Origin of the sequence: Acidicapsa ligni, assembly GCF_025685655.1 — a bacterium.
Classification (GTDB): Bacteria; Acidobacteriota; Terriglobia; order Terriglobales; family Acidobacteriaceae; genus Acidicapsa; species Acidicapsa ligni.
This window is the reverse complement of record NZ_JAGSYG010000002.1, coordinates 918593-939038: the sequence shown is the minus strand read 5'-3', so window position 1 is coordinate 939038 and position 20446 is coordinate 918593. Positions and strand designations below refer to the sequence as shown.

14 protein-coding genes are annotated in these 20446 nt (G+C 57.4%); 7 read left to right on the top strand and 7 right to left on the bottom strand.

Going from position 1 to position 20446, the window contains the following annotated elements:
* Positions 1-9 precede the first annotated feature (9 nt).
* From OHL19_RS10250 to hutH, 3 genes are all read right to left on the bottom strand, one after another.
* A complete protein-coding gene (locus OHL19_RS10250) occupies positions 10-741 on the bottom strand; it encodes an acyloxyacyl hydrolase (protein ID WP_263357565.1) in 732 nt (243 codons plus the stop codon).
* Positions 742-890: 149 nt separating this feature from the next.
* Positions 891-1637 (bottom strand): YebC/PmpR family DNA-binding transcriptional regulator, encoded by a 747-nt coding sequence (locus tag OHL19_RS10245; RefSeq protein WP_263357564.1) that lies wholly within the window; start codon positions 1635-1637, stop codon positions 891-893.
* 169 nt (positions 1638-1806) lie between these two features.
* Positions 1807-3354 (bottom strand): histidine ammonia-lyase, encoded by a 1548-nt coding sequence (gene hutH / locus OHL19_RS10240; protein WP_263357563.1) that lies wholly within the window; start codon positions 3352-3354, stop codon positions 1807-1809.
* Positions 3355-3448: 94 nt separating this feature from the next.
* Between hutH and OHL19_RS10235 the strand changes: the two genes are divergently transcribed.
* The gene (locus OHL19_RS10235; RefSeq protein WP_263357562.1) at positions 3449-3961 is read left to right on the top strand and encodes an Lrp/AsnC family transcriptional regulator; all 513 of its coding nucleotides are present in this window, start codon (positions 3449-3451) and stop codon (positions 3959-3961) included.
* 53 nt (positions 3962-4014) lie between these two features.
* Here OHL19_RS10235 and OHL19_RS10230 read toward each other — a convergent pair whose 3' ends face one another.
* Complete coding sequence (locus tag OHL19_RS10230) at positions 4015-4998, bottom strand: aldo/keto reductase (RefSeq protein WP_263357561.1); 984 nt, start codon at positions 4996-4998, stop codon at positions 4015-4017.
* 195 nt (positions 4999-5193) lie between these two features.
* On the opposite strand from OHL19_RS10230, the gene OHL19_RS10225 reads away from it, so the two are divergent.
* The 4 genes from OHL19_RS10225 to OHL19_RS10210 all read left to right on the top strand — a co-directional run bounded on the left by OHL19_RS10225 (position 5194) and on the right by OHL19_RS10210 (position 11652).
* Positions 5194-6678, top strand: a complete 1485-nt coding sequence (locus tag OHL19_RS10225) for an amidohydrolase family protein (protein ID WP_263357560.1) — start codon at positions 5194-5196, stop codon at positions 6676-6678.
* Positions 6679-7047: 369 nt separating this feature from the next.
* Positions 7048-8580 (top strand): aldehyde dehydrogenase, encoded by a 1533-nt coding sequence (gene adh / locus OHL19_RS10220; RefSeq protein WP_263357559.1) that lies wholly within the window; start codon positions 7048-7050, stop codon positions 8578-8580.
* A gap of 110 nt (positions 8581-8690) precedes the next feature.
* Complete coding sequence (locus OHL19_RS10215; RefSeq protein ID WP_263357558.1) at positions 8691-9080, top strand: DUF779 domain-containing protein; 390 nt, start codon at positions 8691-8693, stop codon at positions 9078-9080.
* A 106-nt stretch (positions 9081-9186) separates the two neighbouring features.
* On the top strand, positions 9187-11652 hold the full coding sequence (locus OHL19_RS10210; RefSeq protein WP_263357557.1) for an alpha-L-rhamnosidase-related protein: 2466 nt from the start codon (positions 9187-9189) through the stop codon (positions 11650-11652).
* Positions 11653-11696: 44 nt separating this feature from the next.
* On the opposite strand, the gene OHL19_RS10205 is transcribed toward OHL19_RS10210, so the two are convergent.
* Together OHL19_RS10205 and katG are read right to left on the bottom strand one after the other, a co-directional pair.
* Positions 11697-12005: a DUF1330 domain-containing protein gene (locus tag OHL19_RS10205; protein ID WP_263357556.1), complete on the bottom strand. Its 309-nt coding sequence runs from the start codon at positions 12003-12005 to the stop codon at positions 11697-11699.
* Between the two features lie 306 nt (positions 12006-12311).
* Positions 12312-14516 carry a catalase/peroxidase HPI gene (gene katG / locus OHL19_RS10200; RefSeq protein WP_263357555.1) on the bottom strand — a complete coding sequence of 735 codons (2205 nt, stop codon included), beginning with the start codon at positions 14514-14516 and terminating at the stop codon, positions 12312-12314.
* A 229-nt stretch (positions 14517-14745) separates the two neighbouring features.
* Between katG and OHL19_RS10195 the strand changes: the two genes are divergently transcribed.
* Both OHL19_RS10195 and smc read left to right on the top strand, forming a co-directional pair.
* Entirely contained in the window at positions 14746-15672 is a 927-nt protein-coding gene (locus tag OHL19_RS10195) for a LysR substrate-binding domain-containing protein (RefSeq protein ID WP_263357554.1), read from the top strand.
* A 316-nt stretch (positions 15673-15988) separates the two neighbouring features.
* Positions 15989-19825 (top strand): chromosome segregation protein SMC, encoded by a 3837-nt coding sequence (smc, locus tag OHL19_RS10190; RefSeq protein WP_263357553.1) that lies wholly within the window; start codon positions 15989-15991, stop codon positions 19823-19825.
* Between the two features lie 58 nt (positions 19826-19883).
* On the opposite strand, the gene OHL19_RS10185 is transcribed toward smc, so the two are convergent.
* Complete coding sequence (locus OHL19_RS10185; protein ID WP_263357552.1) at positions 19884-20273, bottom strand: DUF6979 family protein; 390 nt, start codon at positions 20271-20273, stop codon at positions 19884-19886.
* Positions 20274-20446 lie beyond the last annotated feature (173 nt).

Sequence of the window (20446 nt, the reverse complement as noted above, 5' to 3'; positions counted from 1 at the left end):
TTCCACCATTTATTTCCACCAAGTGTAGCCCAATTGGAACTGCAGGCTGGCATTTACTCCAGGATTTCTATCGCCCAGGGAGGCGGAAGAAATGTGTACCGCGTTCACGCCAAAATCAATTGACCGTCGCGGACGTAGGAAATAATGAAAACCGCCTCCACCTTGCGGGGAGAAGTTGAATACCGAAGTCCCACCCGGCGTTCCCTTCGGAACCTCAATATTCGGCGGAAACTTGTGGGTCGTATAGATCAGGCCGCCAGCCGCCTGAACCCAGGGTTTGAAGCGGCGTGAATGGTTTGCGAAATTCCAGCGGAAGATTACCGGCGTAATGCTGAGACCGGTAAATGTGCCGCCGCCCACCTGTTGAAGAACCGGCGTTCCATCCGAGGCAATGGCTATCTGCGAGTGCGGGGCCGGAGTAAAGGCCAGCCAAAGAGGCATGATGTTGCCCGCAAATTCAAACCGGCCGCTCAGCGGACCAGCCTTCACCACCGGAGTCAGCGTCTTGCCCACCTGGAAGCCCGGAGACAGAAAGGAAAAATCAGAGCGATTTCCGAGACCGACTCCGCCGTTCAGGAATGGACCGAACTCCCATGTGCTGGAGCCCTGACCGCTTGAATCTGCTCCAGCAGCGGGCGTCGTGCCTGCATGATCAGGCTCCGCTCCGGCAACTGCGGCTAATCCTAAGATCAGCGAAAACGCTAATGTGCATTTTGAAAACCGAGACCAAAATGGAAACAAGTTACTTCCCTTTCCTGGGACAAATTCAAATCGATATCGCGAAGATAAGATTGCGGTGGGGTAAGAAAAGCTTCGCAGTACCTTACCAGTTTCGCAGAAAAGGCCGCCTGAGATAGGCGGCCTCTGCAAGCAAATGACAAATCTGTCTGCTAACCCGCCGCTTCCATCTGTTCTGCATCCATATCGAAGTTGGAATAGACATTCTGCACGTCGTCGAGATCTTCCAGGGTATCCAGCAGGCGAATCATCTGATTGGCTGCCGTGCCCTCAAGCTTGGTGTAGGTCGAGGCTACCATCGTTACCTCGCTCATCACCGTCGTAATCTTCGCCGCTTTCACCGCTGCGAGAACGGCCTCATACGACGCAGGATCGGTGACAATTTCCCAGCTCTCCTCGTGATCGTTCAGGTCTTCTCCACCATGTTCGAGCACGATATTCATGAGCTGATCTTCAGTGGCCTCGGCCTTCTCGATCGCAATGACGCCCTTCTTTGAAAACATGAAGCGTACCGATCCGGTCTCGCCGAGATTGCCGCCGTTCTTCGAGAATGCAAAGCGAACTTCACTCACCGTGCGGTTGCGATTGTCGGTCAGGGTGTCCACGATCAGTGCGACGCCGCCGGGGCCGTAGCCCTCGAACGAAATCTCTTCGTAGTTCACACCTTCCAGCTCGCCCGTACCGCGCTGAATCGCACGCTTGATGTTGTCCTGCGGCATATTCTCGGCCTTGGCTGCCAGGATGGCAGAGCGCAGGCGCGGATTGCCGTCAGGATCTCCGCCGCCGGTCTTGGCTGCGATCGTGATTTCCTTGATCAGGCGAGTGAATATCTTGCCGCGCTTAGCATCCAGCGCGCCCTTTTTGTGCTTGATTGTGGCCCATTTTGAATGGCCGGACATGAGAAACCTCAGTGGCTGATAACGATATCGGAGCGGCGTTCTATAGGGATACAGGACGCGGCTAACCCAACATATTGTAGCACTTTGCGCGTCCTTTCGCAGGATAGGCCGGACGCTCCCAACAGCGGCCAGCCTTCCCTGCTCGACTCTCCCACCGCTATTTGCCCGCCTATACTTTCCCTTTACGAATCAGGCTGGCGATCGCTTCAATGTCCGGAGCCGGAATGCGATCGTCATCGAGATGCGCGACAACAGCGCGAACCCTTGCATGGGCATCCGCCACGACCTTGCCCGGCTTGAGGGGGAGACGATAGTCGAGACCCTGCGCGGCGCACATCATCTCTATGGCGAGGATGAGTTCGAGGTTGTCCGTAATCTGGCGTAGTTTGAGCGCGCCGGTCATACCCATAGAAACATGGTCTTCTTTGCCGCCGGAGGTCGGGACGGAGTCCGTGCTGCTTGGGTGAGCCAGAACCTTGCATTCGTTCAGAAGCGCCGCGGCAGTGACGTGGGCAATCATGTATCCCGAGGAAAGGCCTGCGTTAGCGCAAAGAAACGCTGGCAGTCCCTCGTTGATATCGGGATTGATGAGCCGGTCGATGCGGCGTTCGCTGATGCTGGCGAGATCGGTGAGAGCGGCCGCGGCGTAGTCGAAGGCATAGGACAAGGGTGCTCCGTGGAAGTTGCCGCCGGATAAGACCTCGGCGTCGCTTCCCTGCTTCGCTGGAAACACCAACGGGTTGTCCGTCGCAGAACCCGATTCGGTTTCGAGAATGCTCGCGACATGGTCGAGAACGCCGCGAACTGCGCCATGAACCTGGGGCATGCAGCGAAGGCAATAGGCATCCTGTACGCGCGTGTCGACAGACTGCGACCGATGCGACTCGCGAATTTCGCTATCGGCAAGGATTGCGGTGAGATTGGCAGCGGAAGCGATCTGGCCCGAATGCGGACGCGCCGCGTGAATGCGCGAGTCGAAGGCGGTTGGCGTTCCCTTGAGCGCTTCCAGGGACATGGCTCCAGCCAGATCCGCGGTCTGTACAAGATAGCGAGCGCGATGGGTTACGAGTGCGCCGACAGCGGTCATTGCCTGCGTGCCGTTAAGCAATGCCAGCCCCTCTTTGGCGGCAAGTTTCAGCGGAGCGAGACCGGCTGCAGTCAGAGCCTCTGCGCCGGACATACGCTGGCCTTGGAAAATCGCTTCGCCCTCGCCGATTACAACCAGGGCGAGATGCGCGAGCGGGGCAAGATCGCCGCTGGCTCCAACCGAGCCTTTGGCGGGAATGATGGGATGAACGCCTGCGTTGAGCATGGCTACCAGCAGTTCGAGAAGCGCGGGGCGTACGCCGCTGAAGCCCTTCGCAAGGACGTTGGCGCGCAGCAGCAGCATCGCGCGGGACTCCGCCTCGGAGAGCGGCTCACCAAGCCCGCAGGCATGGCTGCGAACCAGATTCGTCTGCAACTGGGCGAGATGCTCAGACGGGATGCGCACGTCGGCAAGCTTGCCAAAACCGGTGTTGACTCCGTAGACAGTCTGGCCTGTGGCCAGGATCTGCTCGATGACTTCTCGGCTGGCGGCTGCGCGGGCCAAAGCCTCAGGCGTAATAACAACCAGGCAATGGCCTGTCGTTGCAAAACTGGCGACGGATTCGATTTCAGACAGAGTTATAGGACTGCCATCGAGTTGAAACGGGAGCGCTGTATTCTCAAGCTTCATAGACTTTTATGCTAGGCAGCGGATGTCTGCGCGTACAGAGTGGTTACCCCCCTGATCTTGGATTTTGGATTTGATTCCACTATGCTTGGTTGCTATGGCGATAGATTCAACGGATCTTGGGGCTTCTTACCTGATGGACAGTTTCGGGCGCAGCCTGTTGACGGAGCTGCAGGATAATGCGCGGCTTTCGACCGCAGAACTGGCGCGACGGGTTGGGCTTTCTCCTACGGCAACGGCAGAGCGCATGAAACAGATGGAAGAAGTAGGCATCGTGCGCGCTTACACCGTAGAGATGGACCGCGAAGCCCTGGGATTAGAGGTGCTGGCCTTTATTCGCATGACGTGCGATGGACAGCACTACTTTCGGCTGGTGGATTTCGTGAAGACGCTTGAAGAAGTTCGCGAGTGCCATCACCTAACGGGCGGAGATGCTTTTTTGCTGAAGGTGACCACGACTTCAATGTCCGGGCTGGAAGCATTGATCGAGGCGCTGCTGCCCTATGGAAATCCAGTGACCAGCGTTGTGCTTTCTACACCGATTGAGCGGCGGAAATACGCAGTAACAGGAAAGCTGACTTCGGCGGTAAAGAAAAGCGGGCGACGTTAAGAGTCGCCCGCCTCGCTGGCATCAATCGATGCTGCGTCCAATCGATGCTGTGTTCAGCCGATGCTGATGCTATGAGGAATGTAAGGAGATTCGAGGGATTCGCACTCTTCTTTGCTTAGGGTGATGGAGAGCGAAGCTACTGCATCTTCGAGTTGATGCAGCTTGGTTGCGCCGACAATTGGCGCGGTGATAGCGGGCTGCTGACGTACCCAGGCAAGTGCGACCTGCGACATCGGAACACCGCGTTGCTCGGCAATTTTCTGCACAGCATTGACGACCTTTTCGTCAGCCTCTTCGGTGTGAGAATAGAGCTTTTTGCCGAAGGCGTCGGTCTGCGCGCGATTGGTTTCGCCGCGCTCAGCCCAGGTGCGAGCGAGGCGACCGCGTGCCAACGGGCTCCAGGGCAAAACGCCTATCTTTTCTTCCAGGCAGAGGCGGAGCATTTCGCGCTCTTCTTCGCGATAGAGCAGGTTGTAGTGAGGCTGCATGGTGACGAAGCGCGTCCATCCATGAAGATCGGCTAGATAGAGCGCCTTTGAGAACTGGTACGCGTACATCGACGACGCTCCGATATAGCGGACTTTGCCGGCTTTGACTACGTCATGCAGAGCTTCAAGCGTCTCTTCGATTGGCGTTTCGTTATCGAAGCGGTGAATCTGGTAGAGATCGACGTAGTCGGTTCCAAGACGCTTCAGGCTTGCGTCGATTTCGAAGAAGATTTCCTTGCGCGAAAGGCCTTTGCCGTTGGGTGTATCGCGCATCGGGACGTAGACCTTGGTGGCAATAACAATGTCTTCACGGCGAGCCATGTCACGCATGGCGCGGCCGAGGATCTCTTCGCTGGTGCCGACGGAATAGGCGTTTGCTGTATCGAAAAAGTTGATGCCCAGATCGAGGGCTTTTTTGTAAAAAGGGCGGCTCTGTTCTTCATTCAGCGCCCAGGGATGCGCGCCCTTGGAGCCCTCTGCGTAGCTCATGCAGCCGAGACAGATTTGCGATACTTTAGTGCCTGTATTCCCGAGACGAACGTAGTTCATAAAAACCTCTGGGTAAGATTGCATTCCGTACAGATATTGGACGTATCTCGATGGCAACTGAGTTTCGCATCGCGCCGCGTCCTTTCGCACAACATCTCTGCGGAAGATGCAGGTATACTGTGCGTCAAATTCAGCATCCAGATATTAGGATGCTTGTGTCCATCCACTTCTTCAGTTTTATCAGAGGTAATTCCCGTGCGATCGATCCTCCAGATACTCAGTCCACTGTTGGTTCTTTTTTGCGTTGTGTCTCTCTGCGATCCAGCTCAGGCGCAGGTAGCCCAGGTAACGGTGTTGCGCCATGTCACTTTGATTGACGGCAATGGCGGGCCGCCGCGAAAGGATGCCGCGCTGGTGATCGATCACGATCGGGTGCGAGCGATCGTTAGTTCTTCTGCGCCGGCTCTCAAGGGAGCGACGATCATCGATCTCTCCGGCAAGACGATTATGCCGGAGATTGTGAACTGTCATGGGCATCTGGGCCTGGTGAAAGGCACGAAGATGTCGGCGGCAAACTATACCGAAGCCAACGTTCGGCGGCAGCTTTTGCAGTACCAGGATTACGGTGTTGGCGCCGTGATGGTGATGGGCACGGACCGCGATGAGGCTTATCAATGGCGCGAGGAATCCCATGCGGGCAAGATTCCCGGTGCGTTGATTTATACGGCTGGGCGCGGGTTTGGCGTGCCGGGTGGATTACCGCCTGCTGCGATGGGTGCGGATGAGATTTATCGTCCTGCGACGGCTGATGAAGCGCGGAAAGATGTGCGCGAACTGGCTTCACGGACTGCTCCGCAAGTAGCCGGAGAAGTGGATGACTCTCCGAAAGTCAGCGTAGATCCGGAACACAATTCGAACAGGATTATTGTGCAGGGGAAAGATCGCGAGGCGCCGTCAACACCGCAGAGGCCGGACTTGATCAAGATGTGGGTGGACGACTTCTGGGGGCAGTTTCCCAAGATGAAGCCTGAGATTTACGGGGCGATCATCGATGAAGCGCATAAGCATCATCTTCGAGTTGCCGCGCATGTGTATCACGAGGAAGATGCGCAGAGGCTGGTGGATGATGGCGTGGATGTGTTGGCTCATTCTGTTCGCGATGCTGAGATTCCTGATGCATTGGTAGCGGAGATGAAGCGCAAGCATGTGGCGTATATCGGAACGATGTCGCTGGATGATTTTGCTACGGCGTATGCGGATGATCCGGCGTGGTTGAATCAGCCTTTCTTTCGCGACTCGCTTGAGCCTGGGGTCTACGAGATGATCACCAGCGCGCAGTACAAGCAATCGGTGAAGAACGATAAGAAGACGCCCGCGGAGTTGGCGGCGCTTCCGATTGCGTTCAAGAATCTGAAGAAGGTCTACGATGCGGGATTGCTGGTGGCACTGGGGACGGATTCCGGGGCTACGCCGATTCGTCCGTTTGGATTTGCCGAGCATCAGGAGTTGCAGTTGCTGGTGCGGGCGGGGTTGAGTCCACTGGAAGCTATTACGGTTGCGACGAAAAATGGCGCGGAGTTATTGCGTGCTTCCAATGAGTTTGGAGTACTGCGGCCGGGATTGAAGGCCAGTTTTATCGTTCTGGATAAGGATCCTTCAGAAGATATTCGCAACACGGAGTCGATTTCGGCGGTTTGGAAAGATGGCGTCAAGGTCAGTTCCGGGCCTCATGCGCATTAATTCAAAGCGGGGATTATGAGTTCGCTTGCGTGAGACGAAATTATGGCGAATTCGATGGGGGAGGGGGCTATGTAGATTTTTGTGGATGGATGGACGGAGCGATCTGGAACGCGGCTTTTGGGTCATTTTTCTATTGTGGGCTTGTTCAGGGTAATTTTGTGCAGAGCCGTGTGCCCGGTTGACTGTCTTAGCCTGGGCGCTGGGCACGGAGTACGCAACGATCATGTACGCAGCGATATTCAAAACGTACTGTGAGACTGCCATCAATTCGATTTGACCTGCGTTGATGGGGTGGGTGTATTATTTGACGTTCGAGGGAGGACGTGGGATTTGGCACGCCGGTTCTCTCTATCTATACGAGGTGACATTATGGCTACTTTGACTTCTTTACAGCCTGGAACATTAGGCGGTGGGCAACATGGGTTTCGTGCCCGGTATGGGAACTATATTGGCGGTGAGTGGGTGGCTCCGCTATCGGGAAAATATTTTGACAATGTGACGCCGGTTACGGGCAAGCCGTTCTGCGAGATTCCGCGGTCGAATGCTGCGGATGTGGAGCGGGCGCTGGATGCTGCACATGCGGCGAAGGCTGCGTGGGGCAAGACCAGCGTTACGGAGCGCAGCAATATTCTGAACAAGATTGCGCAGCGGATGGAAGATAATCTTGCTCTGCTGGCCGAGGCGGAGACATGGGATAACGGCAAGCCTATTCGCGAAACTACGGCTGCCGATCTGCCGCTGGCGATCGATCACTTCCGCTATTTTGCGGGGGCGATTCGTGCGCAGGAGGGCGGTATCTCGGAGATCGATCATGACACGGTGGCTTATCACTTTCACGAGCCGCTGGGTGTGGTGGGACAGATCATTCCGTGGAACTTTCCTCTCCTGATGGCGATATGGAAGCTGGCTCCTGCTTTGGCTGCGGGTAACTGCGTGGTGCTGAAGCCGGCGGAGCAGACTCCGGCGAGCATTCTGGTATGGGCGGAGCTGGTGGGCGATCTGCTGCCTCCGGGTGTGTTGAATATCGTGAATGGCTTTGGGCTGGAGGCGGGTAAGCCGCTGGCTTCTTCGTCGCGGATTGCCAAGATCGCGTTTACGGGCGAGACGACGACGGGCCGGTTGATTATGCAGTATGCCAGCCAGAACCTTATTCCTGTAACTCTGGAGTTAGGTGGTAAGTCGCCGAATATCTTCTTTGAAGATGTAGTGCGCGAGGATGATGATTTCTTCGATAAGGCGCTTGAAGGCTTCACGATGTTTGCGTTTAACCAGGGTGAGGTTTGTACCTGCCCGAGCAGGGCGCTGATCCAGGAGAGCGTCTATGACCGCTTTATGGAGCGGGCGCTGAAGCGGGTCGCCGCGGTGAAGCAGGGTTCGCCTCTGGATGGCTCTACGATGATTGGGGCGCAGGCTTCGAATGAGCAGCTGGAGAAGATTCTGAGCTATATCGATATTGGCAAGCAGGAAGGCGCCAAGGTTCTCATTGGCGGCGAGCGTGCCAGGCTGGATGGCGATCTTGAGGGCGGCTATTATGTGCAGCCTACGGTGTTTGAAGGACACAACAAGATGCGCATCTTCCAGGAGGAGATCTTTGGGCCTGTCGTATCTGTGACGACCTTCAAGGACGAGGCGCAGGCGCTGGAGATTGCCAACGACACGCTATATGGATTGGGCGCGGGCGTGTGGAGTCGCGACGCCAATATCTGCTATCGCATGGGACGCGCGATTCAAGCAGGGCGCGTTTGGACGAACTGCTATCACGCTTATCCGGCGCACGCAGCGTTTGGTGGGTACAAGCAGTCCGGCATTGGACGCGAGAATCACAAGATGATGCTGGATCATTATCAGCAGACGAAGAATATGCTGGTGAGTTACTCGCCCAAAAAGCTGGGTTTCTTTTAAGGCTTGCTGAAGTCGCGGGAATGACAGACAGCGCTGGCAGATTTTTGCTTTGCTCAGGATGACGATTGTTTTGGGCAGGATTTGTTATTCCTGCGCTTCAGGTGGGGTTGATGGAACAGGTTGATTTGGCGGTACCGGTGCAGGTGTTGGCTACGGATGCTGCTGTGACGCTAATCCGCAAGCTGCGAGAGCAATATGGTGAGCTGATGTTTCACCAGTCGGGGGGCTGCTGTGATGGCAGCTCCCCGATGTGTTTTCCGCTGGGGGATTTTCTGGTTGGCGACTCGGATGTGCAGTTGGGCGAAGTGGACGGGGTTCCGTTTTATATGAGCAAGAGTCAGTTTGAGTATTGGAAGCATACGCAGTTGATTCTGGATGTGGTGCCGGGGCGGGGTGGGATGTTTTCACTGGAGGGATCGGAGGGTGTGCGGTTTCTGATTCGGTCGCGAATTTTTACGGACGAGGAGATTCGGGATTTGCGGGCGGCTGGGCGAATTTAGATATTGGCGCGACTTACAGATTCAATAGATATACTTTTTTAGATTAGACTGATCCGGATGGTTTCCCGTCCTGCTTCGATCCACTTCTTCTCTGGAGAGTTTTGTGATGCGAGTTGTTGCCTGTTCCCGTTGGGTTAGTTCTGCCTTGCTGCGTTCGATCTTGCTGCGTTCGATGATGCTGAGTGCGCTGGCGGTCACGCTTGTCGGCGGAACGTGGGCGACTGCCCAGAGTGGAAAGGCTGAGGAGGGACGCAGAGGCTGGTCGGCGCAGTGGATTTCGCATCCGACGGCGCCGCTGCGGGAGCCTATTACTCTGCACTTCAAGAAGACGCTCGATATCGCATCTGCGCCTGCGCACTACCTGGTTGAGGTGAGCGCGGATAACAGGTTTGTGCTGTATCTCAATGGCGAGCGGGTTGGGGATGGGCCTGCGCGTGGGGATATGACGCACTGGCGTTACGAGACGTTTGACCTGGGGCCGATGTTGAAGCCGGGCGCGAATGTGATTGCAGCGACGGTGTGGAACTTTGGCACGTATGCTCCGGTGGCGCAGATCAGCGACAGGACTGCGTTTCTCGTCCAGGGAGATACGAAGGCTGAGGAAGCGGTGAATACGAACTCCACGTGGATGGTGGAAGAGGAGCCGGGGCAGGTGCTGCTTCCGCGCAGGCAGAATGGCCTATGGGTGTATTACGCGGCTGGTCCGGGCGAAACGCTGAAGGGGTCTGAGTATGACTGGGATTGGATGAAGGCAGATGCAGCACCGGGGTCGAAGTGGGTGGCTGCGGGGCCTGCGCTGCGGGAGGATAACTCTTCGCGTGCCGGCATTGCGGCTTCGCGCGAGGTGACGGCGGATGTTCCGTGGGCTCTGGTGCAGGATACGCTGCCGCACATGGCTTATACGAAGGAAGATGCCGGGCACGTGGTGCGGGTGACGGGCACGCTGCAGGATGGAGAGAAGTTTCCGGCTGCGCCAGTGACGATTGCGGCGCACTCTACTGTGCACCTGATGCTCGACCGGTCGGAGCTGACCACGGCTTATCCGAAGCTGATGTTTTCAGGCGGCAAGGGTTCGCATGTGACGTTGACTTATGCCGAGGCGCTTTACGATGCGGAAAAGCATAAGGGCAATCGCAATGAAGTTGGCACGCGGCAGGCGTTGGGGTATGTGGATGAGGTTGTTCCGGATGGCGGGGCGCATCGGGTGTTTGAGCCGCTGTGGTGGCGGACATGGCGCTATGTGGATGTAGCGGTTGAAACCGCGGACGAGCCGCTGACGCTGGATGGAATGGAGGCGCACTTCACGGCTTATCCATTTGAGACGAAGGCACAGCTTGAGACGGGTGATGCCGACTTGCAGAAGATATGGGAGATTGGCTGGCATACGGCGCGCCTGGATGCGCATGAGACTTACATGGACACTCCGTATTACGAGCAGTTGCAGTATGCGGGAGATACGCGTATTCAGGCGATGATCACGTATGCGATGACGGGCGACGATCGGTTGCCGAGGCAGGCGATACGGGCGTTGAATGATTCGCGGGTGCCAGCGGGCATCACTACGAGCCGCTATCCGGAGTCATTGCCGCAGATGATTCCGCCGTTCAGTTTGCTGTGGATCGGGATGTTGCATGACAACTACATGTATCGGCCGGACACGGAATTTGTGAAGAGCATTTTGCCGGGCACACGGACGGTGCTGGATTGGTTTGCGAGTTATCAACATGCGGATGGGTTGCTGGGCAAGACTCCGTGGTGGAACTTTGTGGATTGGATCGAGGTGCAGAAGGAGTTCCCTTCTTATGACAAGCAGAATGGGGAGACTTGCCTGGTGACGATGCAGTACATCAGCGCGTTGCAGGATGCGATTGATCTTGAGAGTGCGCTGGGCTCGAAAGAGCATGTGCAGATCGATCGTGCGCGGCTGGATGCGGCGATCAAGGGAGAGCGAACGCTTTGCTGGGATGCGTCACGGAAGCTGATGGCGGATTCTCCGGCGAAGGATATTTTCAGCCAGCACACAAACATGCTGGGCGTGTTGTATGACGTAGTTCCGAGGAGCGAACAGGCTGAGGTGATGCGACAGATTGTGGGCCACGAGCTTGGCGATTCGTCGGTGAAGGCCGATCCGGATTTGATCACGGCGAGCTACTACTTTCGCTACTATCTGGCGCGGGCGCTCGATCATGCAGGGATGGCGGATGAGTATCTGAAGACGCTGGGAAGCTGGCATGAATTTTTGAAAGAAGGATTTTCAACATGGCCGGAGCAGCCGGGGAATACGCGGTCGGATTCTCATGCGTGGTCGGCGCATCCGACGTTTGATCTGTTGACGCTGGTGGCGGGAATCTCGCCTGCGAGTCCCGGATTCAGGACGGTGCGAGTTGCTCCGCATCTGGGTGAGCTGACGCACCTTGAGGCGAGCTTTCCTGCTCCGCAGGGGTTGATTCATGTGAAGTATGCTGAGGCGAATGCGACGGTTGATTTACCGCAGGGGCTTACCGGGACGTTTGTATGGAAGGGTAAGGAGACGAAGCTTCACGCGGGCGAGAATCTAGTCCCGATGAAGTGATTGGGCGGGATTGGATTCCCTAACGAGATGCGGCTATCTGCGCCTCAGGCTGATCGCCGCTCGACTCCTGCTACGGCGATGGCGTTGGATTTGGCGCCCTCGGTGCAGATCTGATGGAGGCGAGCGTACTGGCCGGAGGCGTGGAAACTTTTCACGGCTTCGACGTTGGGAAACTCGACGACCACGACACGGTCGGCATCCCACTCGCCTTCGAGGATGTCGTATGCGCCTCCACGTACGAGGTAATGACCTCCATATTGCTCGACCAGGACAGCGACTTCGTCGGAGTATTCCTCAATCTTCTGGCGATTCGTGACCTTTAAGTTAATTACGAAATAGCCTGGCATATACATCCCCTTGATTCCTATCTATGCTTCTCAAAAATTGGATGTGAATTCGAGGGCCGGGGTGGTTTGCGTTTTTGTATCATTTTGAAAAATATTTCAGCGTAAAGATGTGCCGCGCAGAACCTGTTCCTGTTTGCGCTTCAAGATATTGCCTGCAAGTTCCTCCTTCCTTTGTTCCTCTTTCTTTCAACGAGCGAAAAGCAATAGAAACGACACAGCCTCTACCTGTCCCGGGATATCCCTAGGCCATGTAGAGGCTGTGTTGTGTGTGACTGTCAGGCCTTTCGGCTGAGGTTATGCGAGGTTGTCGCGTTAAATGTCGAAGCGGTCGAGGTTCATCACTTTAGTCCAGGCTGCTGCGAAGGCTTGCACGAACGACTCCTGCGAGTCGCTGCAGGCATAGACTTCGGCGAGGGCCCGGAGTTGGGAGTTTGAACCGAAGACCAAATCGACGATGGTGCCTGTCCACTTGAGCTCTCCGGTGGTGCGATCATGCCCTTCGAGCAAGCCTTGCGACACGCCTTCGGGAGTGGTTGACTTCTGCCACTTCGTGCTCATGTCGAGGAGGTTTACGAAGAAATCGTTGGTCAGTGTTTCCGGCCGCTTGGTGAAGACGCCGTGTGTTGTCTGTCCAAAGTTGGCATTGAGCACGCGCAGGCCGCCGATCAGAACGGTCATCTCGGGAGCGCTCAGGGTGAGCAGGTTTGCCTTGTCTACGAGCAGATCGGTCTGGGATCTCTGCTGCCCGTTTCGGAGGTAGTTGCGGAACGCGTCTGCGGTCGGCTCCAGTGGAATGAAGGAGTGCACGTCGGTCTGATCCTGCGATGCATCGGTGCGGCCGGGCGCAAAGGGAACCTTTACGTCGCTGCCCGCCTTCTTCGCGGCTTCTTCAACAGCTGCTGAGCCGCCGAGAACGATAAGGTCGGCGAGAGAAACCTTCTTGCCGCCCGACTGCGAAGCGTTGAAGTCTTTCTGGATCGTTTCGAGTGCCTGAAGTACCTTGGCGAGTTGGGCGGGCTGGTTGACTTCCCAATCCTTTTGCGGTTCGAGGCGAATGCGTGCCCCGTTCGCTCCGCCGCGCTTGTCGCCGCCACGGAAGGTTGATGCCGATGCCCAGGCGGTTGTGACGAGCTCGGAGATGGAAAGTCCGGAGGCAAGGATTTTCGCCTTCAGGGCAGCGATGTCCTGCTCTCCGACCAGTTCGTGATCGACTGCGGGAATGGGATCCTGCCAGATGAGTGTTTCGGTTGGGACGAGCGGGCCGAGGTATCGCGCGATTGGTCCCATGTCGCGATGGGTCAACTTGAACCAGGCCCTGGTGAAGACGTGGGCGAAGTACTGGGGATCGTCGAGGAAGCGTTTCGAAATCTCCTTGTAGCTGGGGTCCATGATCAAGGCAAGATCGGTCGTGAACATGATGGGAGCGTGCCTCTTCGATGCGTCATGAGCATCGGGCACGGTACCGGCTGCTGCTCCGTTCTTGGGTGTCCATTGCTGGGCACCGGCGGGGCTTTTGGTCAGTTCCCATTCATAGGCGAAGAGGTTTTCGAAGAAGTTGTTGTCCCACCTGGTCGGATTCATGGTCCAGGCGCCTTCTAACCCACTGCTGATGGCGTGAGCACCGCTGCCGCTTTCAAAACTGCTCTTCCAGCCGAGGCCTTGCTCTTCGATTGCGGCACCCTCGGGCTCGGGGCCGACATACTTTGCGGGATCGGCAGCGCCATGAGCTTTGCCGAAGGTGTGTCCGCCTGCGATGAGCGCTACTGTCTCTTCGTCATCCATCGCCATGCGCGCGAATGTCTCACGTATATCGCGAACCGCGGCGACTGGATCGGGGTTGTTGTTGGGGCCCTCCGGGTTTACGTAGATGAGGCCCATCTGGACGGCGCCGAGCGGGTTCTCCAGGTGACGGTCGCCGCTGTAGCGGTTGTCTCCGAGCCACGTGGTTTCATTGCCCCAGTAGACTTCTTCGGGCTCCCAGACGTCTTCGCGACCGCCGGCGAAACCGAAGGTCTTGAGTCCCATCGACTCCAGCGCGACGGTACCGGTGAGAATAATCAGGTCGGCCCAGGAGATTTTGCGGCCGTATTTTTGCTTGATGGGCCAGATTAACCGCCGCGCCTTGTCGAGGCTGACGTTGTCCGGCCAGCTATTGAGAGGGGCAAACCGCTGCATGCCCGCGCCAGCGCCGCCGCGTCCATCGGCGATGCGATAGGTGCCTGCGCTGTGCCATGCCATGCGGATGAAGAACGGCCCGTAGTGTCCGTAATCTGCCGGCCACCAGGACTGCGAGCTGGTCATCAATTCCTGGAGATCCTTGATCACGGCGTGCAGGTCGAGGGTCTTGAACTCCTCAGCGTAGTTGAACCCTTCGATCATGGGGCTGGACAAGGGGGAGTGCATGTGCAGAATTTTCAGATTGAGTTGATTAGGCCACCAATCCGAGTTCATACGGACACCGCCCGCGAGGGGCCTTTGAGTACCGTGCGCTACCGGGCATTTTGCTTCTTCTGACAAGGTTCTCTCCTTTTAGCTGGTTACAGTTGGTGCTGGCGCTTCCTGTTGGCCCGTCAGCGTAAGAATTGCCGGGTATTCACAGGTGCGAATATTAGTTGCCGGGAATGGCCGGAATGATTCCCCGGAATGCCGTGCAGAAATAACCCTAGCCCCTCGGACCATCATTGGTAAAATCGATAGTTTCTACTGTGACGATTGAGTTTCGCTATGATGAAGGCTGGAGTGGGCTATGAATTTGCAGGAGTTGCGGTATTTTGCGGCGGTGGCTGAGTTTCGGCATTTTGGGCGGGCGGCTGAGGCCTGCAATGTGAGCCAGCCGACGCTGAGCAGCCAGATTCGCAAGCTGGAAGAGGAGCTGGGTGTTACGCTGCTGGAGCGAACGAACAAGCGCGTGGATATGACTCCGGTGGGGCGGTTGATTCTGGAGCACGCGCACAAGGCGCTGGCGGAGGCTGGGCAGATTGAGGCGGTGGCGCAGGCGGCACGCGATCCGCTGGTGGGGGCGCTGCGGCTGGGGGTGATTCCGACGCTGGCTCCGTACCTGCTGCCGCTGATGCTGGGGCCGCTGCGAAAGGCTTTTCCGGGGTTGGCGATTGAGCTTTGGGAGGATCAGACGCGGGCGTTGGTCGAGGGGTTGCGAAGTCATCGGCTGGATGCTGCGCTGGTTGGTTCCTCGATCTCATCGACGGGGACGGCGGAGATTACGGAGATTGTGTTGTTTGCCGAGCCGCTGGTGGCAGTTTTGCCACCGAAGCACCGGTTGACGAAGAGCGAGACGGTGGACGAGCAGGATATGGCCGAAGATCTGCTGGTGATGGCGGATGGGCATTGCCTGGCAAATCAGACATTGACTGCGTGCGGGGCCAAAGTGGGCTTGCAGAGCACGATGCAGGCGGCGACGCTTGAGACGCTGGTGAACCTGGTGGCGGCAGGGTATGGGACTACGCTGATTCCGGCGCTGGCTGTGCCGTGGCTGGAGAATCGCGGGTTGGCGAAGGCGGGAACTCTGAATCGAGGGGTGGAGATGCGGCCGCTTTTGCAGAAGTCGACGCGGATGATTCGGCTGGCGAGCAGGCCTGGATTTCCGAGGCCGCAGGCGCTGCGGGCGATTGAGAAGGTGATTCGGAAGGCGGTGCCGGCGGGGTGGTCTGTTTAGGCTGACGCTCTCGTCTGGTACTCTCGTCTGGTACTCTCGTCCGGACCTCCCATCCGGGCCGCTACTGAATGGCTGTTTGAGGGCTGATCCTGAGGAAAACTCGTCCTTAATTCCTTGATTTTTCGGGATATTTTCCAGAATGGGGGTTTCGGACTTCTTATCCACAAAAACGGGGTTTTACGGTGTTGACCCTGCCTATTCGCACCCTTAGCTTTGTAATCGTATGGCAATATTTTGCCGACCCGGCTCGTCTCTTTTTCTTCTCATTTGAAGACCGGGGCACGGTAATGAAGATCACGTCCATTGGGGAGTTTGCATGCTGAAACTGAAAAAGATCCATATCCTGGGCTTCAAGAGCTTTGCCGACCGTACTGAAGTAGCGTTGCCGGGAACGGGCATTGCGGTGGTGGTGGGGCCGAATGGGTGCGGCAAGTCGAACATTCTGGATGGCGTGACCTGGGTGCTGGGCGAGCAGAGCGCAAAGACGCTGCGCGGCGCGCACATGATGGATGTGATCTTTGCCGGAACGCGGGACCGCAAGGCGCTGGGAATGGCCGAAGTGACGATCACAATGGTGGATCCCGAGGCGTATGAGGGGCCTATGGCGATTGATTCCATGGCCCCCGAGGTGCATATCGAGAACGAGATGCCCGCCGACTGGGACGAAACTGCGTTGCGAAAGCAGCGGGCCACGGATGTGGAAGAGGCGATTGCCGAGAACCAGCCGGGGCAGGTTGTGGACGAGGATGAGGGCGAAGTTGCGCCTGCACCGCCGACGGAGAGCGAGATGCAGGGCGGCGCGGAGCAGGCGGTGGTGCTGAAGATTCGCCGCCGGAAGTTTCAGCGGACTCCGGCGCAGAAGGGCGAGATTGTCATTACGCGACGGCTATTTCGTACTGGCGAGAGCGAGTATCTGCTGAACGGAAAGCTGTGCCGGTTACGCGATATCCAGGACATCTTCATGGGTACCGGTCTTGGGCCGGAGAGTTACGCGATTATCGGGCAGGAGCGGATCGGGCAGTTGCTGAGTTCGAAGCCGCACGATCGTCGCGCGATTATTGAAGAAGCCGCGGGCATTACGCGGTTCAAGACGAAGAAGCGGTTGGCGGAGTTACGGCTTGAATCGGCGAAGCAGAACCTGGCGCGCGTGGATGACATCTTCGATGAAGTAACGCGGCAGATGAACAGCCTGAAGCGGCAGGCGGCCAAGGCGGAGCGTTTTGCAGCGCTGCGCGATGAGTTGCGGACCAAGCTGCGGGTAACGATTGCCAGCCGCATGGCGCGAATGGATGCGGAGCAGTTGAAGCTGGAGCAGGAGATTGCAACGCTGACGACGCAGATCGATGGCTCCGCGTCGGAGATCGAGATGCTTGAGGGCTCTTCGCACGGGCTGAGCGAGCGGGGATTTGAGCTCGACAAGCTGGGGCAGCAGTCGCAGGCACAGGCCAATGGCGCGGCTGTCGAACTTGAGCGGGCTGCGGCGCGGGAGCGTGGCAACAGCGAGCGTGTGGCGGAGCTTGAGTCACGGCTGGCGGGCATGGCAGCAGATCTGGAACAGACACGGACGCAGATTGCCGGAATCGGTGAAGAGCGGACGCAGCACAAGCAGTTCCTGGAGAATGCGGCGGAGGAGTCGCGGGCGTTTCGCCAGCAGGTTGAGGCGCGGCAGAATGAAGCGCGGGGTGCGGCACAACAGGTTTTCGACGCGGAGCGGGGGCTGGAGAGCGGACGCCGCAATGCGATGCATTTGCTGACCCTGGCAGGCACGGCGCGCAACCAGACGGCGCAGGCAGAGGAGTCGCTTGCGGCGCTTGAGCGCGAGGCGCAACGGCTTGAAAACGAGATGGGCCAGGCGCGGGCTGAGGCGGGAAATCTTGGCGCGGAGCGTGGACAGGTCGGCATTCGTTTTGAGACTGCGACCGAAGCTCTGAAGCAGCTTGAAGCGGAGATTGCAGAGCTGCGCGAGACGCTCGGCGTTCGAAGGCAGGAAGAAGCAGCGCTGCGCACGCGGACCAATCAGCTTCGCAGTGAGCAGGCTTCGCTTACAGGACGACGCAACTCGCTGGACTCGGTGATCAAGAATCACAGCTATTCGACGGAGACGGTGCGGAAGCTGCTGAAGGCGGACTCACTTGGGCCGGGGATGACTCCGATTGGAACGCTGGCGGATTTTCTGGATGTGGCTGGCGAGCATGAAGTCATTGCGGATGATTTTCTGCGGGAAGAGCTGAATTACATCGTCGTCAAGAACTGGCGCGATGCGGAAGAAGGCGTTCGGCTGCTGCGTTCGGGGATGGATGGGCGTGCGACCTTCCTGGTTCATCCGGAGGATGGCTCGGCTGTTTCCAATCACTCCAACGATGTGATTTCAGGCGAAGGCCTTGTCTCTCTGCGGCAGATGATCAAGGTGCAGAACGGTTTTGGTCAGGCGCTTGAAGGGATGCTGCCGAAGCTGCGTCATGGATATCTTGCTCCGGATGCGGAGACCGCGCGGAAGAGCGCGATGAGTTATCCGCAGGGCTATTTTCTTGCACCTACGGGTGAGTGCTTTCATAACGCGACGGTGAGCGGCGGCAAGCCTGCGGCCGAGGGTCCGCTGGCGGTGAAGCGCGAGCTTCGCGAGACGCAAAAAAAGTTGTCGAGTGTTGAAGCGGATCTGAATCACGCGGAGATCAGTGCGGTTGAAGCGGCGCGAGCCATTGAAGAAGTGGCGGCGCGGCTTGAGCAGTTGAGCGAGCAGCGACGGCAGGCGGAGCGCGATGCGGCCAACCAGGGCGCGGCTCTGAAGCAGATGGAGTCCGAAGTTCAACGAATCGAGCGGCGGCTGCAGGAGTGGCTGCTACAGGCTGCGCGGAACAAGGAAGCAAGCGACCAGAAGCAGGGATTGATCGGGCAGAAGCTTGAAGAGGCACAGCGGCTTGAAGCGGAGCATACGGCGGCTGAGGTTCGGCTGGAGGAGTTGCAGCAGGGTCTATCCGAGTTGCGCCAGGGCCGCGAGGGATTGCAGCAGGAAGCTGCGCGGGTTACAGCGGAACTGGCTGGACTTGAAGAACGGAGACGCGGCGCAGAGAGTGCTTACAGGCGCATCGATCAGCTTCATGCGGACATGGAGCGGCGCGTGCTGGCGCTGGAGCAGCAGCGTGTTGCAGCCGAGGCGGAACGCGATCAGCGCATTGGCGAGAGTGGCCAGCTTGAGGTGCGTCAGCTTGAGTTGAAAGCCTCACGCGATCAGGCTCTTGAAGAGGCTCGCAGCGCTGCCGCAGAGGCGAAGGCTTTGCGTGAGCAGCTTGCCACGATGGAAGCGCAGTTGAAGATTCTGCGCTCATCGACGGATGCTTTCCGCGAGAAGCGCAGTTTGTTTGCGAGCCAGGCGGCGAAGCTGAAGAGCGATCTTGAGCATCTCGAAGCCGGTTGTTTGAATGAGCTTGGCGTGGAGGCAGTTGCGCTTCGTGCGGAAGAAGGAATTGCCCATCTTGAAGGCGATGAGCTTGTTGCTGAAGAAGAGGCCGGGCGCGAGTTGCGGCAGAAGCTTGAGGCGATGGGTCCGGTGAACATGATGGCGCTTGAGGAGTACAAGGAGACTTCGGAGCGGCATGAGTTCCTTGAGACACAGCGCAAAGACCTGATCGATTCGATTGAGAATACGCAGAGCACGATCAAGGAGATCGATCAGATTTCACGCACGAAGTTCGATGAAGCGTTTGTGAAGATCAATGAGAACTTTGGGCATGTGTTCAGCAGATTGTTCCATGGCGGGCAGGCGTTTCTGCGCTTGACGGATGCGGAGAATCAGGCCGAGAGCGGGCTTGAGATTGTGGCTTCGCCTCCGGGCAAGAAGCTGCAGAATGTACTGCTGCTTTCGGGCGGCGAAAAGGCGCTTACTGCGCTGAGTCTGCTGGTTGGAATCTTCCAGTATCAGCCTGCACCTTTCTGCGTACTGGACGAAGTGGATGCGGCGCTCGATGAAACCAACGTCGGGCGGCTCGCGGACATGCTGCATGGAATGAGCCAGGATACGCAGTTCCTGCTGGTGACGCACTCCAAGCGGATGATGCAGACGGCGGATATGATCTATGGCGTGACGATGCAGGAGCCCGGTGTTTCAAAGATCGTGAGTGTACATATGGGCGGGCAGCAGAGGGCTACTGCCTAGTCCTACTACCTAGTCCCGAGAGAGACCCTGGAATTCCATGCGTGGCATGCATGGAATTCTAGGGATTGCGGACGATGAGGTCGTTTTTCCAGAGGGCCATGACAACATCCAACTGGCTGTTGTGGGGCTTTTCGGAGTTTTCGGAGACTGCTTTCCAAAGGGTGCCGATAGACCAGCTTTGAGATCCTTCGACAAGTAAGGCTGCGGCTCGAATCGCGCTGGCTTTGTCGTCTTTGGAGGCGCGGTAATGGCCGGCTGGAATTCCCTTCACGAGGCCTTCTTCGCACAATCCGAGAAAAGCGGCGCGTGGGCTGCCTTTTTTGCGGGCGGCGATGCTGGTGGGGTAGAGCGATTCCATAGCGATTTGCCATTGATCCATGGGGTTCATGTTTTGAGAAGCGGACTGCCGGGCAGCCATCAGAGCTGCTTCTCCGTATCGATTTGCCATCTTTTTCCTCGCGATCGTTGAAATGTCATTTTACTTGAATGGATGCTTTGATCTGAGCGATGTGGATGGGAGTTGATCGCGGGGCATTTTATCGGTGTTACGTTAATTGAGAAATCGGGAGCCTGGGTCGTTGACAAGTGACCTACGGAAAATGAGAATCAAGGTTTCGGGTT